The organism is Actinoplanes sp. CA-051413, assembly GCF_050955795.1.
GTDB lineage: Bacteria > Actinomycetota > Actinomycetes > Mycobacteriales > Micromonosporaceae > Actinoplanes.
The window spans coordinates 1,344,914-1,363,752 of the sequence record NZ_CP192100.1; the positions used below are offsets into that span (position 1 = coordinate 1,344,914).

16 protein-coding genes and 1 pseudogene are annotated in these 18,839 nt (G+C 71.7%); 10 read left to right on the forward strand and 7 right to left on the reverse strand.

Annotated elements, in window-relative coordinates:
• The first annotated feature begins 25 nt into the window (after positions 1–25).
• Positions 26–1,114, forward strand: coding sequence for an S-(hydroxymethyl)mycothiol dehydrogenase (locus ACQP2Y_RS06400; protein ID WP_433725451.1), 1,089 nt, complete (start codon positions 26–28; stop codon positions 1,112–1,114).
• A complete protein-coding gene (locus tag ACQP2Y_RS06405; protein ID WP_433725453.1) occupies positions 1,111–1,704 on the forward strand; it encodes an MBL fold metallo-hydrolase in 594 nt (197 codons plus the stop codon). Before ACQP2Y_RS06400 ends, ACQP2Y_RS06405 begins: the two co-directional genes overlap by 4 nt.
• Positions 1,705–1,708: 4 nt before the next feature.
• Here ACQP2Y_RS06405 and ACQP2Y_RS06410 read toward each other — a convergent pair whose 3' ends face one another.
• Together ACQP2Y_RS06410 and ACQP2Y_RS06415 are read right to left on the reverse strand one after the other, a co-directional pair.
• Positions 1,709–3,055, reverse strand: a complete 1,347-nt coding sequence (locus ACQP2Y_RS06410; RefSeq protein ID WP_433725455.1) for an MGH1-like glycoside hydrolase domain-containing protein — start codon at positions 3,053–3,055, stop codon at positions 1,709–1,711.
• Positions 3,056–3,186: 131 nt separating this feature from the next.
• Positions 3,187–4,257, reverse strand: a complete 1,071-nt coding sequence (locus ACQP2Y_RS06415; RefSeq protein WP_433725457.1) for a DNA polymerase ligase N-terminal domain-containing protein — start codon at positions 4,255–4,257, stop codon at positions 3,187–3,189.
• Between the two features lie 74 nt (positions 4,258–4,331).
• Between ACQP2Y_RS06415 and ACQP2Y_RS06420 the strand changes: the two genes are divergently transcribed.
• The 3 genes from ACQP2Y_RS06420 to ctaD all read left to right on the forward strand — a co-directional run bounded on the left by ACQP2Y_RS06420 (position 4,332) and on the right by ctaD (position 8,117).
• Positions 4,332–4,997: a helix-turn-helix domain-containing protein gene (locus ACQP2Y_RS06420; protein ID WP_433725459.1), complete on the forward strand. Its 666-nt coding sequence runs from the start codon at positions 4,332–4,334 to the stop codon at positions 4,995–4,997.
• Positions 4,998–5,129: 132 nt separating this feature from the next.
• Positions 5,130–6,239 carry an FAD-dependent monooxygenase gene (locus ACQP2Y_RS06425; RefSeq protein ID WP_433725461.1) on the forward strand — a complete coding sequence of 370 codons (1,110 nt, stop codon included), beginning with the start codon at positions 5,130–5,132 and terminating at the stop codon, positions 6,237–6,239.
• A gap of 123 nt (positions 6,240–6,362) precedes the next feature.
• Positions 6,363–8,117: an aa3-type cytochrome oxidase subunit I gene (gene ctaD, locus ACQP2Y_RS06430; protein WP_360555222.1), complete on the forward strand. Its 1,755-nt coding sequence runs from the start codon at positions 6,363–6,365 to the stop codon at positions 8,115–8,117.
• 871 nt (positions 8,118–8,988) lie between these two features.
• Here ctaD and ACQP2Y_RS06435 read toward each other — a convergent pair.
• The 4 genes from ACQP2Y_RS06435 to ACQP2Y_RS06450 form a co-directional block, all read right to left on the reverse strand.
• Positions 8,989–10,275 (reverse strand): MFS transporter, encoded by a 1,287-nt coding sequence (locus ACQP2Y_RS06435; RefSeq protein ID WP_433725463.1) that lies wholly within the window; start codon positions 10,273–10,275, stop codon positions 8,989–8,991.
• 68 nt (positions 10,276–10,343) lie between these two features.
• Positions 10,344–10,913 carry an isochorismatase family protein gene (locus tag ACQP2Y_RS06440; protein WP_433725465.1) on the reverse strand — a complete coding sequence of 190 codons (570 nt, stop codon included), beginning with the start codon at positions 10,911–10,913 and terminating at the stop codon, positions 10,344–10,346.
• An 11-nt stretch (positions 10,914–10,924) separates the two neighbouring features.
• Entirely contained in the window at positions 10,925–12,163 is a 1,239-nt protein-coding gene (locus ACQP2Y_RS06445; RefSeq protein WP_433731786.1) for a nicotinate phosphoribosyltransferase, read from the reverse strand.
• 116 nt (positions 12,164–12,279) lie between these two features.
• Entirely contained in the window at positions 12,280–14,871 is a 2,592-nt protein-coding gene (locus tag ACQP2Y_RS06450; RefSeq protein ID WP_433725467.1) for a LuxR C-terminal-related transcriptional regulator, read from the reverse strand.
• A gap of 328 nt (positions 14,872–15,199) precedes the next feature.
• Here ACQP2Y_RS06450 and clpS point away from each other — a divergent pair, with 328 nt between their 5' ends.
• Complete coding sequence (clpS, locus tag ACQP2Y_RS06455) at positions 15,200–15,490, forward strand: ATP-dependent Clp protease adapter ClpS (RefSeq protein ID WP_212992473.1); 291 nt, start codon at positions 15,200–15,202, stop codon at positions 15,488–15,490.
• Positions 15,491–15,510: 20 nt separating this feature from the next.
• Positions 15,511–16,020 (forward strand): DUF2017 domain-containing protein, encoded by a 510-nt coding sequence (locus tag ACQP2Y_RS06460; protein ID WP_433725469.1) that lies wholly within the window; start codon positions 15,511–15,513, stop codon positions 16,018–16,020.
• Here the strand turns inward: ACQP2Y_RS06460 and ACQP2Y_RS06465 are convergent.
• Positions 16,017–16,880 (reverse strand): aldo/keto reductase, encoded by an 864-nt coding sequence (locus ACQP2Y_RS06465; RefSeq protein WP_433725471.1) that lies wholly within the window; start codon positions 16,878–16,880, stop codon positions 16,017–16,019. The genes ACQP2Y_RS06460 and ACQP2Y_RS06465 overlap by 4 nt on opposite strands.
• An 88-nt stretch (positions 16,881–16,968) precedes the next feature.
• On the opposite strand from ACQP2Y_RS06465, the pseudogene ACQP2Y_RS06470 reads away from it, so the two are divergent.
• The 3 genes and pseudogenes from ACQP2Y_RS06470 (at position 16,969) to ACQP2Y_RS06480 (ending at position 18,824) form a co-directional block, all read left to right on the forward strand.
• Positions 16,969–17,471, forward strand: a pseudogene (locus ACQP2Y_RS06470) (Mov34/MPN/PAD-1 family protein).
• Positions 17,472–17,538: 67 nt separating this feature from the next.
• Positions 17,539–17,853 (forward strand): MoaD/ThiS family protein, encoded by a 315-nt coding sequence (locus tag ACQP2Y_RS06475; RefSeq protein ID WP_360828883.1) that lies wholly within the window; start codon positions 17,539–17,541, stop codon positions 17,851–17,853.
• Positions 17,854–17,858: 5 nt separating this feature from the next.
• Positions 17,859–18,824, forward strand: a complete 966-nt coding sequence (locus ACQP2Y_RS06480; protein WP_433725474.1) for a PLP-dependent cysteine synthase family protein — start codon at positions 17,859–17,861, stop codon at positions 18,822–18,824.
• Positions 18,825–18,839 lie beyond the last annotated feature (15 nt).

An 18,839-nucleotide genomic window follows, 5' to 3' on the forward strand; every position in this document is an offset into this window, starting at 1 on the left:
AGCCGGAGGTGAGAAGGTGGGAACCATGAGTCAGCGAGTCAACGGAGTCATCGCCCGGGCCAAGGGTGCGCCGGTCGAGGTGGCCACGATCATCGTGCCGGATCCCGGTCCCGGGGAGGCCGTGGTCAAGATCCAGGCCTGCGGGGTCTGTCACACGGACCTGCATTACCGCGAGGGTGGCATCAACGACGACTTCCCGTTCCTGCTCGGCCACGAGGCCGCCGGGATCGTGGAGTCCGTCGGCGCCGGGGTCACCGACGTCGTCCCGGGCGACTTCGTCGTGCTCAACTGGCGGGCCGTCTGCGGCGACTGCCGGGCCTGCCGCAAGGGCAAGCCGTGGTACTGCTTCAACACCCACAACGCGACGCAGAAGATGACGCTCGAGGACGGCACCGAGCTGTCCCCGGCGCTGGGCATCGGCGCGTTCGTGGAGAAGACACTCGTGCACGCCGGCCAGTGCACCAAGGTCGACCCGCGGGCCCGGCCCGCCGCCGTCGGCCTGCTCGGCTGCGGCGTGATGGCCGGCATCGGCGCGGCGATCAACACCGGCGGGGTCACCCGCGGCGACTCGGTGGCCGTGATCGGCTGCGGCGGGGTCGGCGACGGCGCGATCGTCGGTTCCGCGCTGGCCGGGGCCACGACGATCATCGCGGTGGACACCGACCCGCAGAAGCTGGAGTGGGCCCGCAAGTTCGGCGCGACGCACACCGTCAACGCGCGCGAGCAGGACGTGGTCACCGCCGTGCAGGAGCTGACCGGCGGCAACGGGGCCGATGTGGTGGTCGAGGCGGTGGGCCGCCCGGAGACGTACAAGCAGGCGTTCTACGCCCGCGACCTGGCCGGGACCGTGGTCCTGGTCGGCGTGCCGACCCCGGAGATGACCGTCGAGCTGCCGCTGCTGGACATCTTCGGCCGTGGTGGGGCGCTCAAGAGCAGCTGGTACGGCGACTGCCTGCCGACCCGCGACTTCCCCATGCTGACCGAGCTCTACCTGCAGGGCCGGCTCGACCTGGACGCGTTCGTGTCCGAGGAGATCCGCCTGGACCAGGTCGAGGACGCGTTCACCAAGATGCACCAGGGCGGCGTGCTGCGTTCGGTGGTGCTCTTCTCATGAGGGTCGACCACGCGGTGACGCACGGCACGTTCTCGCTGGACGGGGAGACGTTCGACGTCGACAACAACGTCTGGGTGGTCGGCGACGACGAGGAGTGCGTGGTGATCGACGCCCCGCACGACGTCCGGACCATCCTCGACGCGGCCGGCGGCCGGCGGATCGTCGCGATCGTGCTCACCCACGCGCACGACGACCACGTCCGGGTCGCTCCCGAGCTGGCCCGGCAGACCGGCGCCCCGCTGCTGCTGCACCCGGCGGACGAGGTGCTCTGGAAGCTGGTGCACCCCGGCGAGCCGATGCCCGCCCCGCTGGCCGACGGTGACGAGATCGCCGTCGCCGGTGAGGTGCTGCGGGTGCTGCACACGCCCGGGCACAGTCCCGGCGCCGTCTGCCTCTATGCGCCGGCGCTGGGCTGCGTCTTCACGGGGGACACCCTGTTCCAGGGCGGTCCGGGCGCGACCAGCCGTTCACACAGCGACCGGCCGACGATCGAGCGTTCCATCCGCGAGCGCCTGCTCACCCTGCCGCCGGACACGGTCGTGCACACGGGCCACGGCGCGGACACGACCGTACGGGCGGAGGAGTTCTGAGCGCTCAGGCGGCCCGGGCGTAGGCGGGCACGCTGCGGTCGGCGAGCAGGTCGAGGGCGAGGGCCGCGGTCCAGCTGAACGTCGGGGCGCCGATCCCCGCCCCGGTCCGCGGGTGGTAGTACTCGAAATGCCCGGAGGTGTGCACCAGCCGGATCATCGCCAGCCGCAGGTCCTCGGCCTCGTCGAGGTAGCCGTGCACGAGCATGCCGCGCCGCAGCAGCCAGTTGATGTTGATCCAGACCGGTCCGCGCCAGTACCGCAGCGGGTCGAAATCAGGCGCGGTCCGGTCGTAGCTGGGCACCGGCAGCCCGGTCTGCGCGGGCAGGCCGAAGCGCGGCGAGCCGGCCTCGGCCATGATCGCCTCGACCTGCCCGGTGGGCAGGTCGGGCAGCAGCAGCGGCACCAGGCCGTTGACACACGGGGCCGGGCTGAGGGTACGGGTACGCACATCGCGCGACCGGAACGTGCGGGTCTCGGGGTCGAACAGGTGCTCGGAGATCGCCCGGGTGATCCGCTTCGCGCGCTGCCGGTGCTGCGCGGGATCCGCCCCGACCACCGCGGCGATGTGCGCCAGGGCCAGCTCGGCCGCCGCCAGGATCGTGTTGAACGACGGGCACTCCACCACGAACGCGTGCCGGTGGGCCAGCTCGACGTCCGAGTAGCCGCCGTCGCGGTAGTCGACCACCAGGCCGACGTACCGGGCGTAGTCGGCGTCGGTGGGCCGGTGCGCCGCGTCCGCGTTCTCGATGTCCCGCCGCCGGAAGCGCTCAAGCAGCGTCAGGTCGGCCGGCACGGCCGCCAGGGCGGCGTCCCAGGACGGGCTGTTGTCCAGGCCTGACTCCCACGGGTGCACGATGCTGACGAGCCCGTCACCACCGGCGTCGCGGCGCCCGGTCAGGTATTCCTGCTGGGCGACCAGCCGCGGATAGAGCCAGGCGAGCTGGTCGCCGGCCTCGCGGGCGCAGGCCACGCCGTGCGCCGCGGCGCGCCGGTAGACCTCCCACGCGGCGAGCGCGTGCAGCGGCGGCTGCACCAGGCCGGTGCTGCCGCGGGCCGGGCGGTCACCGTACGCGGGCACGTCCCAGAAGCCCGGCCCCGGGAAGTAGTCGTCCTCCGCCGTGCGCGGATCGAAGACGATGTGCGGCACCCGGCCGTCGGGCCATTGCGCCTCGAACAGACTCCGCAGATCACGCCAGGCGCGGGTCGGGTTGACATAGGCGAGCCCGACAGCGATGAACGCGGCGTCCCAGCTCCACTGGTGGGGGTAGAGGCCACGCGAGGGAACCATGTGATCGGTGGACCAGTTGGTGTCGAGGACCTGAGCGGCGGAGTTCCAGAGATCTGCAGACATATCCGAATTCACAGCGGTCGGCGGCTCGAGCTTCGGGCAACGCATTCAGGTATAGCCCTTTCCGTCGCCGGGACCGGTAAACCCCTTCATCGGGTGCGCCCGGCTCGGATCAAGGAAAAACTGAGGTGCGCTCAGCCGGCGTCGATGGCCAGCCACAACCGGCTGCGCCGGCCCGGCAGGTACGGCGAGTCGAGCCGTTTCGCGATGACGCCGGTCAGCCCCTGGGCCCGGGCAGTCTCGAGCGCGAAGGTGCCGCCACCCGGAAAGTACGGCGGGGTCTGCCAGTTGTCGCCGCTCACGTTCAGCCCGTCGAGCAGTTCCCGCCGTTCCGCATAGCGCACCAGCTCCACCGTGGAATGGCCCTCCAGCCACAGCAGGTCGTAGGCCAGGAACTGCACCGGCGTCCGTTCCGCGGCCCGGCGGGCGGCCGCTGAGTCACGTGGTGGCTTGCGGCGTTCCAGCAGCTCGGGCGCGATCCGGGGCCCGTCGAAGGCCACGATCTCCCCGTCCAGGACGGCCTCCAGCGGGGCCAGCGCCTCGCCCAGCGGGCGCAACTCCGGATACCACGAGGTCACGTCCGTGCCCTCCGCCGTGGCGAGCCGGACCCGGCCACCGGACACGTGGACCAGGGTGCGGCGGCCGGCCCAGCTCAGCTCGTACCCCCAGTCCTCGTCGTCGGGTGGCAGCCCGGCGGCCCGGGCAGCGAGCATGGGCTCGACGGCCTCGGGCATGCTCTGCCAGCCCGGCTCGGCCGGGTCCATCCGGCGGACCATCCAGTCGTTGCCGCCGGTCTGGAAGAAGACGTAACGGCCGCTGGTGCGCTCGCCGTGAAAAGTGACGCCTATCTCGTCGTCGCGCCATTTGTCGGTCTCGTAGGTGCCGTGATCATGGATCGACATCCGGCCGCCGCCGTACTCGCCGGCCGGGATCTCGCCGGCGAAGGTGAGGTACTCCATCGGGTGGTCCTCGGTGTGTTTGGCCAGGTTGTTGCGGCCGCGGTCGCGGGGCAGCCCGCGTGGGACGGCGAAGGAGACCAGCACGCCGTCGCGTTCGAGCCGCACGTCCCAGTGCAGGCTGCGGGCGTGGTGCTGCTGGATCACGAACCTGTTTCCGCTGGTCGGCCGGGGTCGGCCGCGGGGCACGGGCTCGGGGGTACGGCGGGCGTCACGCTTACGCCGGTATTCGTCCAGCTGGTCGGTCACCACCCAATTGTCCGCCGGAGTTACACGGTTGTCATTCGGAGAACTTGTCGCACCCCCGTGCCAAGGTCTGGGGCATGTACGTCGAATGGGCCGCGAAGCTTCCGCACGTGATCGCGTGGCGAAGCACGGTCCCGCCGGGCTGCCCGCCGACGCGGATCCTGCCGGACGGCTGCATGGACCTGATCTGGCACGACGGTGCCGTCTTCATCGCCGGCCCGGACACCACCGCCCAGCTCGGCACAGCCCCTCCCGGCAGCCGCTTCTTCGCCCTGCGCTTCGCCGTCGGCACCGGCCCCGGCGTGCTGGGCATCCCGGCCGACGAGTTCACCGACCGGCAGGTGCCGCTCGACGCGGTGTGCCCCGCGACCGAGCAGCGCCGGCTGTCCGAGGCCGCCGACCCCCTCGCCGCGCTCGAGGATTTCGCGCGGCGTCGTTGGCAGGAGCCGGATCCGGCGATGGTCGCGCTGGCGGCCGGCGCCCGGGCCGGGCGCCCGGTCGGCGCGATCGCCGACCGGTGCGGCCTGAGCCCGCGCCACCTGCAGCGACGATGCCGGAGCACCTTCGGGTACGGCCCCAAGACGCTCGCCCGGATCTTGCGGTTGCAGACGGCGGTGGCGCTGGCCCGGTCCGGCCGTCCCTTCGCCGACGTCTCTGTGTCCGCGGGCTATGCCGACCAGGCCCACCTCTCCCGGGACGTCAAGGCGCTGGCGGGTGTGCCCCTGCGCGAGCTGGTGGCCTGACGTGTCGGCCCGCGCGCTCCGCTGTCTCCCACAAAACGGACACAAGCATGATCGTGGCTTTCGCGCTCCAGTGGCGGCCTGTAGTGTCTTGGCTCCGACGCGTATCGACCACCCCTCGGAGGCGTTGTTGCGATGACCTTGCGCATCCTCGTCGTGGGCGCCGGCATCAGCGGCCTCGCGGCGGCCCGAGGGCTCAGAGTCGCCGGCTTCCGGCCCGACGTGGTCGAGGAGCTGCCGGCCAGCACCGTCCCCGGCGCCGGCATCTTCCTGCCCGGCAACGCGTCACGCGCGATGCGGCAGCTCGGCCTCGACGCACCGCTGCGCCCGCTCGGCGACCTCATCTTCCGGCAGGTCTTCCACGACTCCGGCGGTGACCTGCTGTTCGAGGTCGACCTGGCCGGGCTGTGGGCGGGAGTCGGCGAGAGCCGTGCGCTGTCCCGGGCTGACCTGCAGCAGGTGCTGCTCACCAGCGTCGGCGGCGAGGTGCGCTACGAGACCGCCGTGCGTGACCTGGAGATCGTCGACGGCGGGGCCAAGGTCGAGTTCGGCAACGGCGCCATCGCCGAGTACGACCTGGTCGTCGCGGCCGACGGGCGGCGCTCCATGATCCGGGCCAAGGCCGGGCTCGGCGGCGCCGCGGTCCCGACCGGCCAGATCGTCTACCGCAGCGTGGTCAGCGGCGGCCCGTCGCTCAGCGACTGGACCTGCCTGCTCGGCGAACGCTCCCAGTTCGTCGTGATGCCGATGGGCGGCCGCCGGCTCTACGTCCACGCGGACGAGACGGTCGAGGCGGGCACCCCCAACCCCGAGGACCCGCGCGCCCGGCTCCGTGAGCTGTTCGGCGGCTTCGGCGGGCCGGTCCCGGCCGTCCTCGCCGCGCTGGAGAAGGTCCAGGTCGCCCGCACCGACGAGGTCGTGCTGGACGGCTGGACGAAGGGCCCGGTGCTGCTGGTCGGCGACGCGGCCCACGCGACCGCCCCGACGCTGGCCCAGGGCGCCGCGATGGCGCTCGAGGACGCCGTCGTGCTCGGCGAAGTGCTCAAGGCCACCCCGCACGACGTGCCGGCCGCGCTCCAGGCCTTTGAGCAGCGCAGACACGATCGCTGCGCCCAGGTGCGCGAGCACACCCGCCAGCGCGACCAGACCCGTGACGTCGCCCCGGCGGAGCGCGACCCTATGCTGCGCAGGCGGGGTCAACGGATCTTCGCCGATCAGTACCGGGGACTCGTCGAGCCGTTCTGAGACCTGGGTGCTCTTTGGTCACCCCGCGCCCGCCGGGGGTCGGCGGGGGACTATTCTGCCTGCGAGGTACGCCTTTCCACTCGGGTGTACGCAGTGGGACGAACGAGACACCGGAGGCTATCCGTGACGACCGTTGCGCCTAAGCCGATCGTGACCCGGCCCTGGCCGGTGCGACAGCAGGTGAAGGGCTCGGCCCTCGCGCGGATCCTGCGGACGACGGACGCGAAGCAGATCGGGATCATGTACATGATCACCGCCTTCGTGTTCTACATCCTCGGCGGATTCATGGCCCTGCTCATGCGATCGGAGCTGGCCCGTCCGGGCATGCAGTTCCTCTCGCCGGAGCAGTACAACCAGCTGTTCACGATGCACGGCACGATCATGCTGCTGTTCTTCGCGACGCCGATCGTGTTCGCCTTCGCGAACTTCGTGGTGCCGATCCAGATCGGCGCGCCGGACGTGTCGTTCCCCCGGCTCAACGCGTTCGCCTACTGGCTGTACCTGTTCGGCGGCACGATCGCGATCGGCGGGTTCCTGACCCCGGGTGGGGCTGCCGACTTCGGCTGGTTCGCGTACACCCCGCTCAGCAACTCGCTGCACTCGCCGGGCATCGGCGGCAACATGTGGGTCGTCGGCCTGGCGCTCTCCGGCCTCGGCACCATCCTCGGTGGCGTCAACATCATCACCACGATCATCACGCTGCGCGCCCCCGGCATGACGATGTTCCGGATGCCGATCTTCACGTGGAACATCCTGGTCACCAGCCTCCTGGTGATCATGGTCTTCCCGTTCCTGGCCGCGGCGCTGTTCGCCCTGGCCGCCGACCGCGTCCTCGGCGCGCACGTCTTCGACGTGGACACCGGCGGCCCGATGCTCTGGCAGCACCTCTTCTGGTTCTTCGGCCACCCCGAGGTCTACATCGTGGCGCTGCCGTTCTTCGGCATCATCACCGAGGTCATCCCGGTCTTCAGCCGCAAGCCGGTCTTCGGCTACAAGGGCCTGGTCGGCGCGACCCTGCTGATCGCGGCGCTGTCGATGAGCGTGTGGGCGCACCACATGTTCGTCACCGGCCAGGTGCTGCTGCCGTTCTTCAGCTTCCTGAGCTTCCTCATCGCGGTCCCGACGGGCATGAAGTTCTTCGTCTGGATCGGCACGATGTGGCGCGGGCAGATCAGCTTCGAGACGCCCATGATGTTCGCCATCGGCTTCCTCGTGACGTTCCTCTTCGGTGGCCTGTCCGGCGTGCTGCTGGCGGCCCCGCCGATCGACTTCCACGTCTCGGACTCGTACTTCGTCATCGCGCACTTCCACTACGTGCTGTTCGGCACGATCGTGTTCGCGGTGTTCTCCGGCATCTACTTCTGGTTCCCGAAGATGTTCGGCCGGATGCTCGACGACCGCCTCGGCAAAATCCACTTCTGGCTGACGTTCCTCGGCTTCCACGCCACCTTCCTGGTCCAGCACTGGCTGGGCGCGGAAGGCATGCCCCGCCGGTACGCGGACTACCTGCCGAGCGACGGCTTCACCTTCCTGAACACGTTCTCGACGATCGGCTCGTTCGTCCTGGGCGCCTCGACCCTGCCGTTCATCTACAACGTATGGAAGTCCTACAAGGTCGGCCAACTGGTAACCGTCGACGACCCCTGGGGCGCCGGCAACTCCCTGGAATGGGCGACCTCGTCGCCGCCACCGCTGCGCAACTTCGACAAGATGCCCCGGATCCGCTCCGAGCGGCCGGCCTTCGACGCGAAGTTCCCGGAGCTCGCGGCCGGCGCGCAGTCGCTGGCAGGCCCGCCGGAGGGCGGCGCCCGCCCCCTGACCAGCGAGTCCGACGGCGGCGCGACGTACCAGGAAGACGTCAGCGACCGTAAGCACTGACCTGTATCTGCTTCGCGGCCCGTCCCTTTCCGGGGGCGGGCCGCTTGCGTTTGTGCGGCGGTTCCGTCACTGGTCGTCGCGCACGGGGCTCGTCGTGGGGCCTTGGCCGTGGATCCGGCGCAGGCTTCGGGAGGCGGGCGTCGACGTAGGCGCGCTGAACGTCGCGGCCGTGGCGGTGGCCGCCGCTGGTCACGGCCTGGTCTCTGTCGGCTGGCCACGTCCCGCTGCCACGTCCCGCTGCAGGCGGCCGCCGTCGGTTAGCTTGCGGCGCGTCGCTCCTGCGGTCGCCGTCAGCAGAACCGCCAACTTGCGGCCTTGCCACCGACAGCGGGCAGTCGGGGCGAGCAGCGCCGCTGTCCGTGGCCGCTGCCCTGCTCCCGCGTTGCCTCGCGCCTGCGTTGCCTCGCGCCCGCGCTGGCCGCGGTGCTTGCGCTGCCGATGGCAGCGGTGTCTGCGTTGCAGGTGGTAGCGGTGTATGAGCTGCTGCGCCTGCGGTGCCTGTGTCTGCGCTGCTTGCGCCCGCGCTCTGCCTTCTCCCGCGCTGTTCGCGCCCCGCGCCTAAGCTCCCGGCGGCCCGGCGGCCCGGCGGCCCGGCGGCCCGGCGGCCCGGCGGCCCGGCGGCCCGGCGGCCCGGCGGCCCGGCGGCCCGTGCCACGCTGGCCGAGGTGCCTGTGCTCCCGGCGACCCGCTGCTCGCGCTGCCCGTGCCCGCGCTGCCTGTGCTGCCGGCGACCCGCTGCTCGCGCTGCCCGCGCCTGCGCCGTCCATGCTCGCGCGCGCCTGCGCTGTCCGTGCCCACGCGGCCCAGCCCTCACGAGCAAGCCGCGAGCAAGCCAGTGGCGCCAACAGCGCCCGCGAAGGGGACACCCGCCTCAGCGACGAGGCGCCGCCGCGTCGGGCGCCGGAAACTCCGCCGCCGGCCCAGCCACCCCCGACCCCAACGAATCCGCCGAACCCTGACCAACCTCACTGTCCAACCCGCCATCAGCCTCCCGCCGCCGACGCAGCTCGGCCGGCAGGGCCAGCACAGCCACCACCACCCCAACCCCACCAACCGCAGCAAACCCCCAAGCAGGCGACCACGTATCCATAACCACACCAGCCAACGGCGCCCCCAGCGCCACCCCCACCGTCAGCGACGAGTTGTGCAACCCCATCGCCTCCCCTCGGGCCGACGCCGGGGTCATCCTGCTCACCGCGTCCGCCGTCGCCGTGATCGTCGGAGCGCACAGCGCCCCCGCCGGCAGGAGCAGCAGCGCGAGCAGCCACCAATGGCCACCCGCCAGCCCGACCGGGATCGTCAGCAGAGCCATCGGCGCCAGCAACGCCAGCGGCGACAGCCCCCGCTTCACCGTGCCGTACGCGAACCCGCCCACCAGCGAATAAGCCGCCCACATCCCCAGCACCGCCCCGGTCCACTCGACCTCTCCGGAGCTCTGCAACACCGCCACCACCGCCACGTCCGTGCCGCTCAGGACGATGGTTGCCGCGCTTGTGATCGCCAGGATCGCGACCAGGCGGGGCTTGAGCCAGGTGCTGCGGGGGACACGTTCGCCCGCGGAGATCGGCTTTTCGTCCTTACCGCGGATCGGCGGGTTCAGCAGGTACAGCCCTATGCCGGACAGCAGGATGCCCGTGCCGACCGCCAGCATCGCCACCCGGGCGCCCGCTGTTGTGCTGATCAGGACGCCCAGGGCCGGGCCGGCCATGAAGGACAGCTCCGTGGTGATCGAGTCCAGGGCGAAGGCCGGCAGGCGGTGCGACTCCGGCGCCAGCGCGGCGATCGACTGCCGGGCGACCGCGAACGCCGGCAGGGTCAGGAAGCCGCCCACCAGGGCCGCCATGAGCAGCGCCCAGTACGGCATGGCCTGCGCCGTCGTCCAGAACGTCACCTCGGCCACCGTGGTCAGCACCAGCACCGGGCGCAGGCCCTTGCGGTCGGTGACCCGGCCCAGCACCGGCGCGCCCAGCGAGCTGCCGACGGTGAAGGCGGCCCCGACCAGGCCCGCGGCGCCGTAGCCGAGGTGCAGGTCCTGGGTCACGTGCAGGGTCAGCGTGACCGTGCCGGCCGTGATCGGGATGCGGGCGAGCGTCGCCACGATGAGCAGCGAACGGATCCCGCGCAGCGCGAGGGTCTCCCGGTAAGGCGTGAGTGTCATGGCGGTCCTAACCTCCGCCGGACAGTCAACAGCAGGGGTACGACAACTCCCAATCGATTAGACAGAGGTCACGCGACGACCGGCGCGCCTGTCGTTTCGACCGCGGCCTCCTCGAACTGCGCCAGCGCCGCGGTTGTCGTCGCCGCGGCCACCCCGGCCGTCAGGTCCAGCAGCACCGTCGTGGCGAAACCCGCCTGCTTCGCGTCGAGCGCTGTCGCCCGTACGCAATGGTCCGTGGCGATGCCCACCACCTCGACCTCCGTCACCGACCGGGCCCGCAGCCAGTCCGCCAGCCCCTCGCCCTCGCGGGTGTGTCCCTCGAAACCCGAGTACGCCGCCTTGTGCTCGCCCTTGTGGAACACCGCCTCCACCCGTTCCGTCTCCAGCGCCGGGTGGAAGGACGCGCCTTCCGTGCCGACCACGCAGTGGGCCGGCCACGAGTCGACGAAGTCGGGGTGCTCGCTGAAGTGCGCGCCCGGGTCGATGTGGTAGTCCTTCGTCGCCACGACGTGGTCCCAGCTGCCCGACCTCAGGGCGGCCGAGATGCCGGCGGCCACGCCCGCGCCGCCCGCTACGGCCAGCGAGCCGCCCTCGCAGAAGTCGTTCTGGACGTCGACGATGATCAGTGCGCGTGACATGGTCACACCTTTCAGGCGGTGGGGACGACGGTGACCGGGATCGCCGGGTCGCCGGCGGAGAGCTTCAGGCCCTCCCACGGGATCGAGATCAGGCACTGGCGCAGGTGGTCGCGGGACTCGGCCAGGGTCGGCAGCGGTGCCACCTCGCCGCCCACGACGAACGAGCGCTGCAGCAGCCGGTCGTTGGTGTTGTGGTCCGGCACACCCTGGGACACGATGATCTCCTCGGTGGCCGTACCCGTGGGCTTGTGCCGCCGGACGGCGGTCTTGCGGCCGCCGACCGTCGCCTTGTTCTCCGAGCGCTTCACCACGGCCCGGCCTTCGACCTCGACCAGCTTGTAGACCAGGCCCGCGGTCGGCGCGCCGGAGCCGGTGACCACCGCCGTGCCCGCGCCGTACATGTCGACCGGCTCCGCGGCCAGCGTCGCGATCGAATATTCGTCCATGTCGCCGGAGACGATGATTTTCGTCTCCGTGGCGCCGAGGGAGTCGAGCAGCTCGCGGGAGTGCTGCGCCAGCACCGACAGGTCACCCGAGTCGATGCGGATCGCGCGCAGGTCGGGCCCGGCCACGGCGATCGCGTTGCGGATGCCCTGGGCGATGTCGTAGGTGTCCACCAGCAGCGTCGTGTTCTTGCCGAGCGCCGCCACCTGCGAGGCGAACGCGGCCGGCTCGTCGTCGTGCAGCAGCGTGAACGCGTGCGCCGACGTGCCGGTCGTGGGGATGCCGTAGCGGCCGCCGGCCGCGAGATTCGAGGTCGAGGCGAAACCCGCGAGATAGGCCGCGCGGGCCGCGGCCACGGCGGCTTCCTCATGGGTACGGCGTGAGCCCATCTCGATGATCGGCCGGCCCCGGGCGGCGGTGACCATCCGGGCCGCTCCCGCCGCGATCGCGCAGTCGTGGTTGAGCACCGACAGGATCAGCGTCTCCAGCACCACGCACTCGGCGAAGCTGCCGGACACGGTCAGGATCGGTGAGCCGGGGAAGAACAGCTCGCCCTCGGCGTACCCGTCGATGTCGCCGGTGAAGTGGTAGTCCGCGAGCCAGGCCGCGGTGGTCTCGTCGACGACCCCGGAGCGGCGCAGGTGCTCGATGTCCGCGTCGGTGAAGCAGAAGTCGCGGATGAGCTCCATGAGCCGGCCCTGACCGGCGGCGACACCGTAGCGGCGCCCGGACGGCAGGCGCCGGGCGAACACCTCGAAGACGCTGCGGCGGTTCGCCGTCCCGTCCTTGAGGGCGGCACTGACCATGGTCAGCTCGTACTGGTCGGTCAGCAGCGCAGGTGCGAAGTCGGTCACAGAACTACCTTAGGCGTCCCCTCCTGGCCCTCGCTGCGCTCGGTGCAGTCGGTCACGCCGCGCCTACCTTATTGCGGGAGCAGGCGCAGTGCCGGTGCAAGTTCCAGCCTGCCGTTGACTCCCAGCTTGGTGTAGACGCGCTGTAGATGGTTCTCGACCGTGCGTGGTGACAGATACAGCCGGTCGGCGATCTCCCGGCTGCGGACCCCCTCGGCGGCCAGCTCGGCCACCTGGCGTTCGCGGACCGTCAGCGCCGGCTGGACCGCCAGTAGCGCCGGGGTCCGCAGCGCACCGCAGCGGCTCAGCACGTCGGCCATCAGCGTGCTGGCGGCCAGGGCCCGCGGATCCCGGGCCGTGCGGAAGACCCGGACCGCACCGGCCGCGGCCTCGGCGGCGAAGAGCTGGTAGCCCAGCACGGCGAACTCCCGGGCCACCGCGAACAGGTCCTCGCCGGACTCGGCCGCGGCGGCCGCCGCATGCCGGATCACCAGCGCCGTCGCCGGGCCGCCGACCAGCGGCGCCAACTCCCCGAGCCGGGCGGCGGCCAGCTGCGGCTGCCCGAGCCGGACCAGGTCGTAGAGGGCGAGCAGCTCCTGACCGTGCAGGTGGTCGGCCCGCAGCCGGGTCACCGCGCGCTGCACCACCCGTACGGCGGCAGCCGGCTCGCCCTGGCTCACCAGCGTCCACGCCCGGGCCTGCTCCTGCCACGGGTAGTAGAGGCTGACGGCGGTGCCCGCGGCCGCCTCGGCGGTGGCCAGGGACTCGGTGGCGATCGTGCTCTCGCCGCGCAGCGCCGCCACGTTGGCCCGGGCGAAGTGGGCGCTGCCGTCGTACACCCGGGCCGGGGCCAGCGACGCGCAGGCCTGCTCGGTGGCGTGCAGGGCCTCGCCGGTCCGGCCGCGCAGCAGGCTCGCCTGGGCCTGCAGCAGCGACACCCAGCCGGAGCCGAAGCCGAAGCCGCCGGCCTGGGCCAGGTGGGCGAACTCCGCCGCCAGGATCCGGTCGATGGCGGGCAGGTCGAGGGCCACGCTGACCCGGGTGCCCTCGGCCATCTGCAGGGCGTACTGCAGGGTCGGGGTGTCGCGCCGCCAGTCCGCCGTGTCGGCCTCGACCGCCGCGATGAGCTCGGCGCTGCCGTCCGGGTCGCCGCCGGCGGCCAGCAGGTAGGCCAGCACGCAGCGGGCCAGCGCCCGGGTGGCGATCCCGGCCGCCGGCTCCTCGAGCACGCCGCGGGCCAGGCTCCGGGCGGCCGGCAGCTCGTCGAGCTGGAGCCGGATGAACGCCTCGAACGCCCGTACCCGGGCCCGCTCGGCCGGGTGGGCCGGCTGCGCCGCCGCCAGCGTGTCCGCCGCCTCGGCCCGGCCCAGCCCGAAGAACTCCACGGCGGCCCGCGCGGTGAGCCGGCGGGCGCTGTCGTCCGGATCCGTGCCCAGGACCGTCAGCGCCTCCTCCGGGCAGTCGGCGAACAGCAGCACCGTGGCCAGCAGCTCGGCGGCGGCCCAGCCGGCTCCGGCATCGCGGGCAGCGGCGGCGAGGCGCCGGGCGAGGTCGATGTCGAAGCGGTTGAAAGCCTGGCGGGCCGCGTCCAGCAGCAGCGTGCCGTCCTGCGCCGTACCGGAGTCGAGCCGCCAGACCGCGACCCGCAGCAGGTCGTCCCGGCGCCGGGCGCCGGCCCCCTCGACTAGGTCGGCGAGCGCGGCGAGCAGCCGCCGGGACCGGGTGACCGGGCAGCCGCGGCGGACCACCTCGCCGTAGAGCGGGTGGGCCAGGCGTACGTCGCGGCGGCGCTCGTCGACGACGATCCGGATCAGCCCGCGCTCCTCGGCGGCTTCCACGTCGGCGGCCGCGGCGGCCCGCATCAGCAGCGTGAGCCCGACCGGCTCCCCGAACGAGACCATCTCGAGCACGTCGCGCACGCCGGGGGTGAGCCCGCCGATCCGGGCGCCGACCAGGTCGGCCAGGCTGGGGGCCAGGGTGAGCCGGCCGGTCCAGCGCCAGAATCCGTACGTCTCGGACAGCTCGCCTCCGCTCAGCGCCGCGAGCACGAGCTCGCGCAGCAGCAGCGGGTTGCCGCCGCCCAGCCGGATGAGCCGCTGCGCGGAGCCCGGCTCGACCGGCCCGCGCACCAGTGCGGACAGCAGCAGGCGGGACTCGTCGTCGGTCAGCGGATCGAGCTCGGCGTGGCTGAGCAGCCCCTCGGTCCACAGCGCGCTGATCGGGGACGGCACCGGCTCGGCCGTGCGCAGCGTGCCGAGCAGGGTCGCGCCCTCGCGGACCAGCAGGTGGGTCAGTGCCGCGGACGGCGGGTCCAGCAGGTGGGCGTCGTCGATGGCGAGCACCATCGGCCGGTCGCCGGACTCGGCGTGCAGCCCATCGACCGCCCAGCGCAACAGCCCGGCGGGGGACAGCCCGGCCGGCGGGTCGGTGGGCAGGATCTGGGCCAGGCCGCCGAACGGCAGACCGGAACTGGCTATGTTCGCCGAGGCGCGGTGGACGGCGTAGTGCTCCTCCGGCAGCCCGGCGACGGCCTCGTGCAGCAGCCGGCTCTTGCCGATGCCGGCGCTGCCGCTCAGGATGAGGCCGCGGTCGGAATCCCCGGTGGCGACGGTCGTGATCCGGGTCAACTCGTCGGCGCGACCGACGAATCCCCAGTGCTCCACCGGGTCAGCATATCGAGATCCGTCACCTTCACATCACCGCCCGTACCACGTTCGAGAATGAGTAAGAGTGCATGAAACGGTGAGTAATCAGGCATCTGTCCGCCCCCGCTGCCGTCCCATACGGTTCGGCGGTGCCGGCGTGACTGCCCGGGCCCAGCCTGGCGGGGCGGGTCCGGGCGCCCCGCCGGTTCCACCGGCTGTTTGCGCCGGTGAGCGGCTTTTACCGCGGGCGCGGCGCAGGCTCGGGGCTGCGCCATCCCACCCCTCCCGGCGCGCCTGGCGTGCTCGGTTCGACTCCCGCCCGAATCGGCGTGGCACGATGGGGGGCATGGCGTTGCCTCAGGTCGCTCCCGCAGAGACGCCGCAGATCGAGGAGGTACCGGCTGATGACCGGCCGTGGGTGACCATCGTCTGGGACGATCCGGTCAATCTCATGTCGTACGTGACCTGGGTCTTCCAGAAGATCTTCGGGTACAGCCACGACAAGGCCGAACAGCTGATGATGGACGTGCACAACAAGGGCAAGGCGGTCGTGTCCAGCGGCGCGCGTGAACGGATGGAAATGGACGCTGCGCAACTCCACGGCTACGGTCTGTGGGCGACGGTGGACCGCGGTTGAGTGAGCGGGTGAACTGAACGATGTTCCGACGCAACGGGAACCAGTGCGTGGCCACCTTCGCCATCGACGAGGTGCGCGTGCTGCGCAAGGTCGCCGGTGAGGTCGTGGGCCTGCTCATGGACGGGTTCGACCACACTGATCCGGTGGTCGGCCGGCTCTTCCCGGACATCTACCCGGACCGGCCCGACGACGCGGCCGAGTTCCGCCTCTACACCGAGGGTGACCTCAAGACGGGCAAGATCGACCAGGCCGGGGCCATCCTCGCCGCGCTGCCCGACGACGGCCCCGGCGAGGTGCGCCTGGACGGCGAGGAGGCCGAGGCCTGGCTCCGGGCGATCAACGACGCCCGGCTGGCCATGGGGACCCGGCTCGACATCCAGGGCGACACCGACCTCGGTGACGAGCTCGACGAGGCCGTGGTGCGCGACCCCGCGTCGAGCCGGGTCTTTCAGCTGTCCGTCTACGCCTATCTCGGCTACCTCCAGGAGTCGCTGCTCAACGCCCTCCCGGAGATCGAGGAACGGCCTTAGGCGGCCTGGTCCAGCCGGGCCAGCTCCTCGTCGGTGAGGGTCAGCTCGGCCGCCCGCACCGAGTCGGTGATCGACTCGGGACGGCTCGCGCCGGGGATCGGGATCACGTGCTCACTCTTGGCCAGCTCCCAGGCCAGGGTCACCTGCTGCGGGCTGACCCCGTGGGCCTCGGCCACCTGGGCGAACCCGGCGAAGTGGCTGCCCAGCTCGCCGGCCTTGGCGATGCCGCCCAGCGGCGACCACGGCAGGAAGGCGATGCCGAGCTCGTCGCAGAGCCGCAGCTCGTCCTCCGAGGAGCGGAACGCGGGCGAGAACTGGTTCTGCACCGACACCAGCCGGCCGCCGAGGATCTCCTGGGCCTGGCGGATCTGCTCGACGTTCGCGTTGGAGATGCCGGCCAGCCGGATCTTGCCCTCGTCGAGCAGCTCGCGCAGGGTGCCGACGGAGTCCGCGTACGGGACCTTGGGGTCGGGCCGGTGGAACTGGTAGAGGCCGATGGCGTCGACGCCGAGACGCTTGAGCGAGCCCTCGACGGCTTCCCGCAGGTGCGCGGGGGAGCCGTCGACGGTCCACGAGCCGTCGCCGGGACGCAGGTGGCCGCCCTTGGTGGCGACCAGCACGCCGGAGGTGTCACCGCTCCAGCTCGCCAGCGCCTGGGCGATCAGGGTCTCGTTGTGCCCCACCTCGTCGGCGTGCAGGTGGTACGCGTCGGCCGTGTCGATCAGGGTCACGCCGGCGTCGAGCGCGGCGTGGATGGTGCGGACCGAGCGGTCGATGTCGGGCCGCCCCTCGATGGACATCGGCATGCCGCCGAGCCCGATGGCGCTGACCTGGACGTTTCCGATTGATCGCTGCTTCATGTCTCCACCCCTACCCCACGTGGTGATCCGTACGCGCGTGAGCACTGCCACGCCCGGTCCGGCGCCGCGCCACGGTAATGTGAACAGCGTGCTGACCATCGACAGCGCGATCGTCGACGCGATCGTCGCCCACGCCCGCCGGGACCACCCCGACGAGGCCTGCGGTGTCGTCGCCGGGCCCATCGGCAGCGACCTGCCGACGCGGCACATCGCGATGGACAACGCGGCCCGTTCGATGACCTTCTATGAGTTCGACTCGATGGAGTACCTCCGCGTCTGGCGCGAGATGGACGACAACGACGAAGAAGCTGTGGTCATCTATCACTCGCACACCGCGACCGAGGCCTACCCCTCCCGGACGGACGCCGACATCGCCGGCTGGCCGGACGCCCATTACCTTCTGGTCTCGACCCGCGAGCCGGATTCCGAGGAGATTCGCTCGTTCCGTATCGTGGACGGTGTGGTGACCGAAGAAGAGGTCAACATCGTGGATGCGACGGTGGACGCGTGAGTGGGAGTGCGGACGGCTACGCCGTCCAGTCGTACATGTTCGGGCAGAGCCCCGCGTCGGTCTACTACGAGTGTCGCTGACGCGCGACCTCAGCAGACCCTGCCCTCGAACTCTCTCGACTTCTCTTTTCCTAGGAGCATCACAGTCATGGCTATCGAAGTTCGCGTTCCCACCATCCTGCGCAGCTACACCGGCGGCTCGAAGGTCGTCGAGGGCTCCGGTGCGACGCTCTCCGGCCTGATCGACGACCTGGACACCAAGCACTCGGGTCTCAAGGGCCGGCTGCTCACGCCCGAGGGTGGCCTGCACCGCTTCGTCAACGTCTACGTCAACGACGAGGACGTCCGCTTCCTGGGCGCGCTCGACGCCCCGCTGAACGACGGCGACTCCGTCACCATCCTGCCGGCCGTGGCCGGCGGCGCACTGGGCTTCGCCGCCGCAGCGGCCCTGCTCGGTAGGTAGAAGCCGTGGCTCGCTACGAGAGCCTGCTGGACGCTTGCGGGGGCACGCCGCTGGTCGGCCTGCCCCGGCTGTCGCCGACGGTGCCCGAGGGGGCGCCGCCGGTGCGGCTCTGGGCCAAACTGGAGGACCGCAACCCGACCGGCAGCATCAAGGACCGCCCGGCGCTGTACATGGTGCGTGAGGCGGAGGAGTCCGGTCGCCTGCGCCCCGGCGACACCATCCTCGAGCCGACCAGCGGCAACACCGGCATCTCCCTGGCCATGGTGGCCAAGCTGCGCGGCTACCGGCTGGTCTGCGTGATGCCGGAGAACGTCTCCTCCGAGCGGGTCCAGCTGCTCCGGATGTACGGCGCGGAGATCATCTTCTCGCCGGCCGCCGGGGGCTCCAACCAGGCGGTCGCGACGGCCAAGCAGATCGCGGCCGAGCACCCCGACTGGGTCATGCTGTTCCAGTACGGCAACGCGGGCAACGCCCGGGCGCACTACGAGACGACCGGGCCGGAGCTGCTGCAGGACCTGCCGACCATCACCCACTTCGTGGCGGGCCTGGGCACCACCGGCACGCTGATGGGCACGGGCCGCTACCTGCGGGAAAAGGTCGAGGGCATCCAGATCGTCGCGGCCGAGCCGCGCTACGGCGAGCTGGTCTACGGCCTGCGCAACATCGACGAGGGCTATGTCCCGGAGCTCTACGACGCGACGGTGCTGAGCCGGCGCTTCTCGGTCGGCACCCGCGACGCGGTGCTGCGCACCCGGCAGCTCGTCGAGGTCGAGGGCATCTTCGCCGGCTTCTCCAGCGGCGCGATCCTGCACGCGGCGCTGGCCGTGGCGCACGAGGCGGTCAAGGCCGGTCAGCGCGCCGACGTGGCCTTCGTGATCTGCGACGGCGGCTGGAAATACCTCTCCACCGGTGCCTACGGCGGCACGCTGGCCGAGGCCGAGGACGCTCTCGAGGGTCAGCTCTGGGCTTGAGCAAGAGGCGGGGCG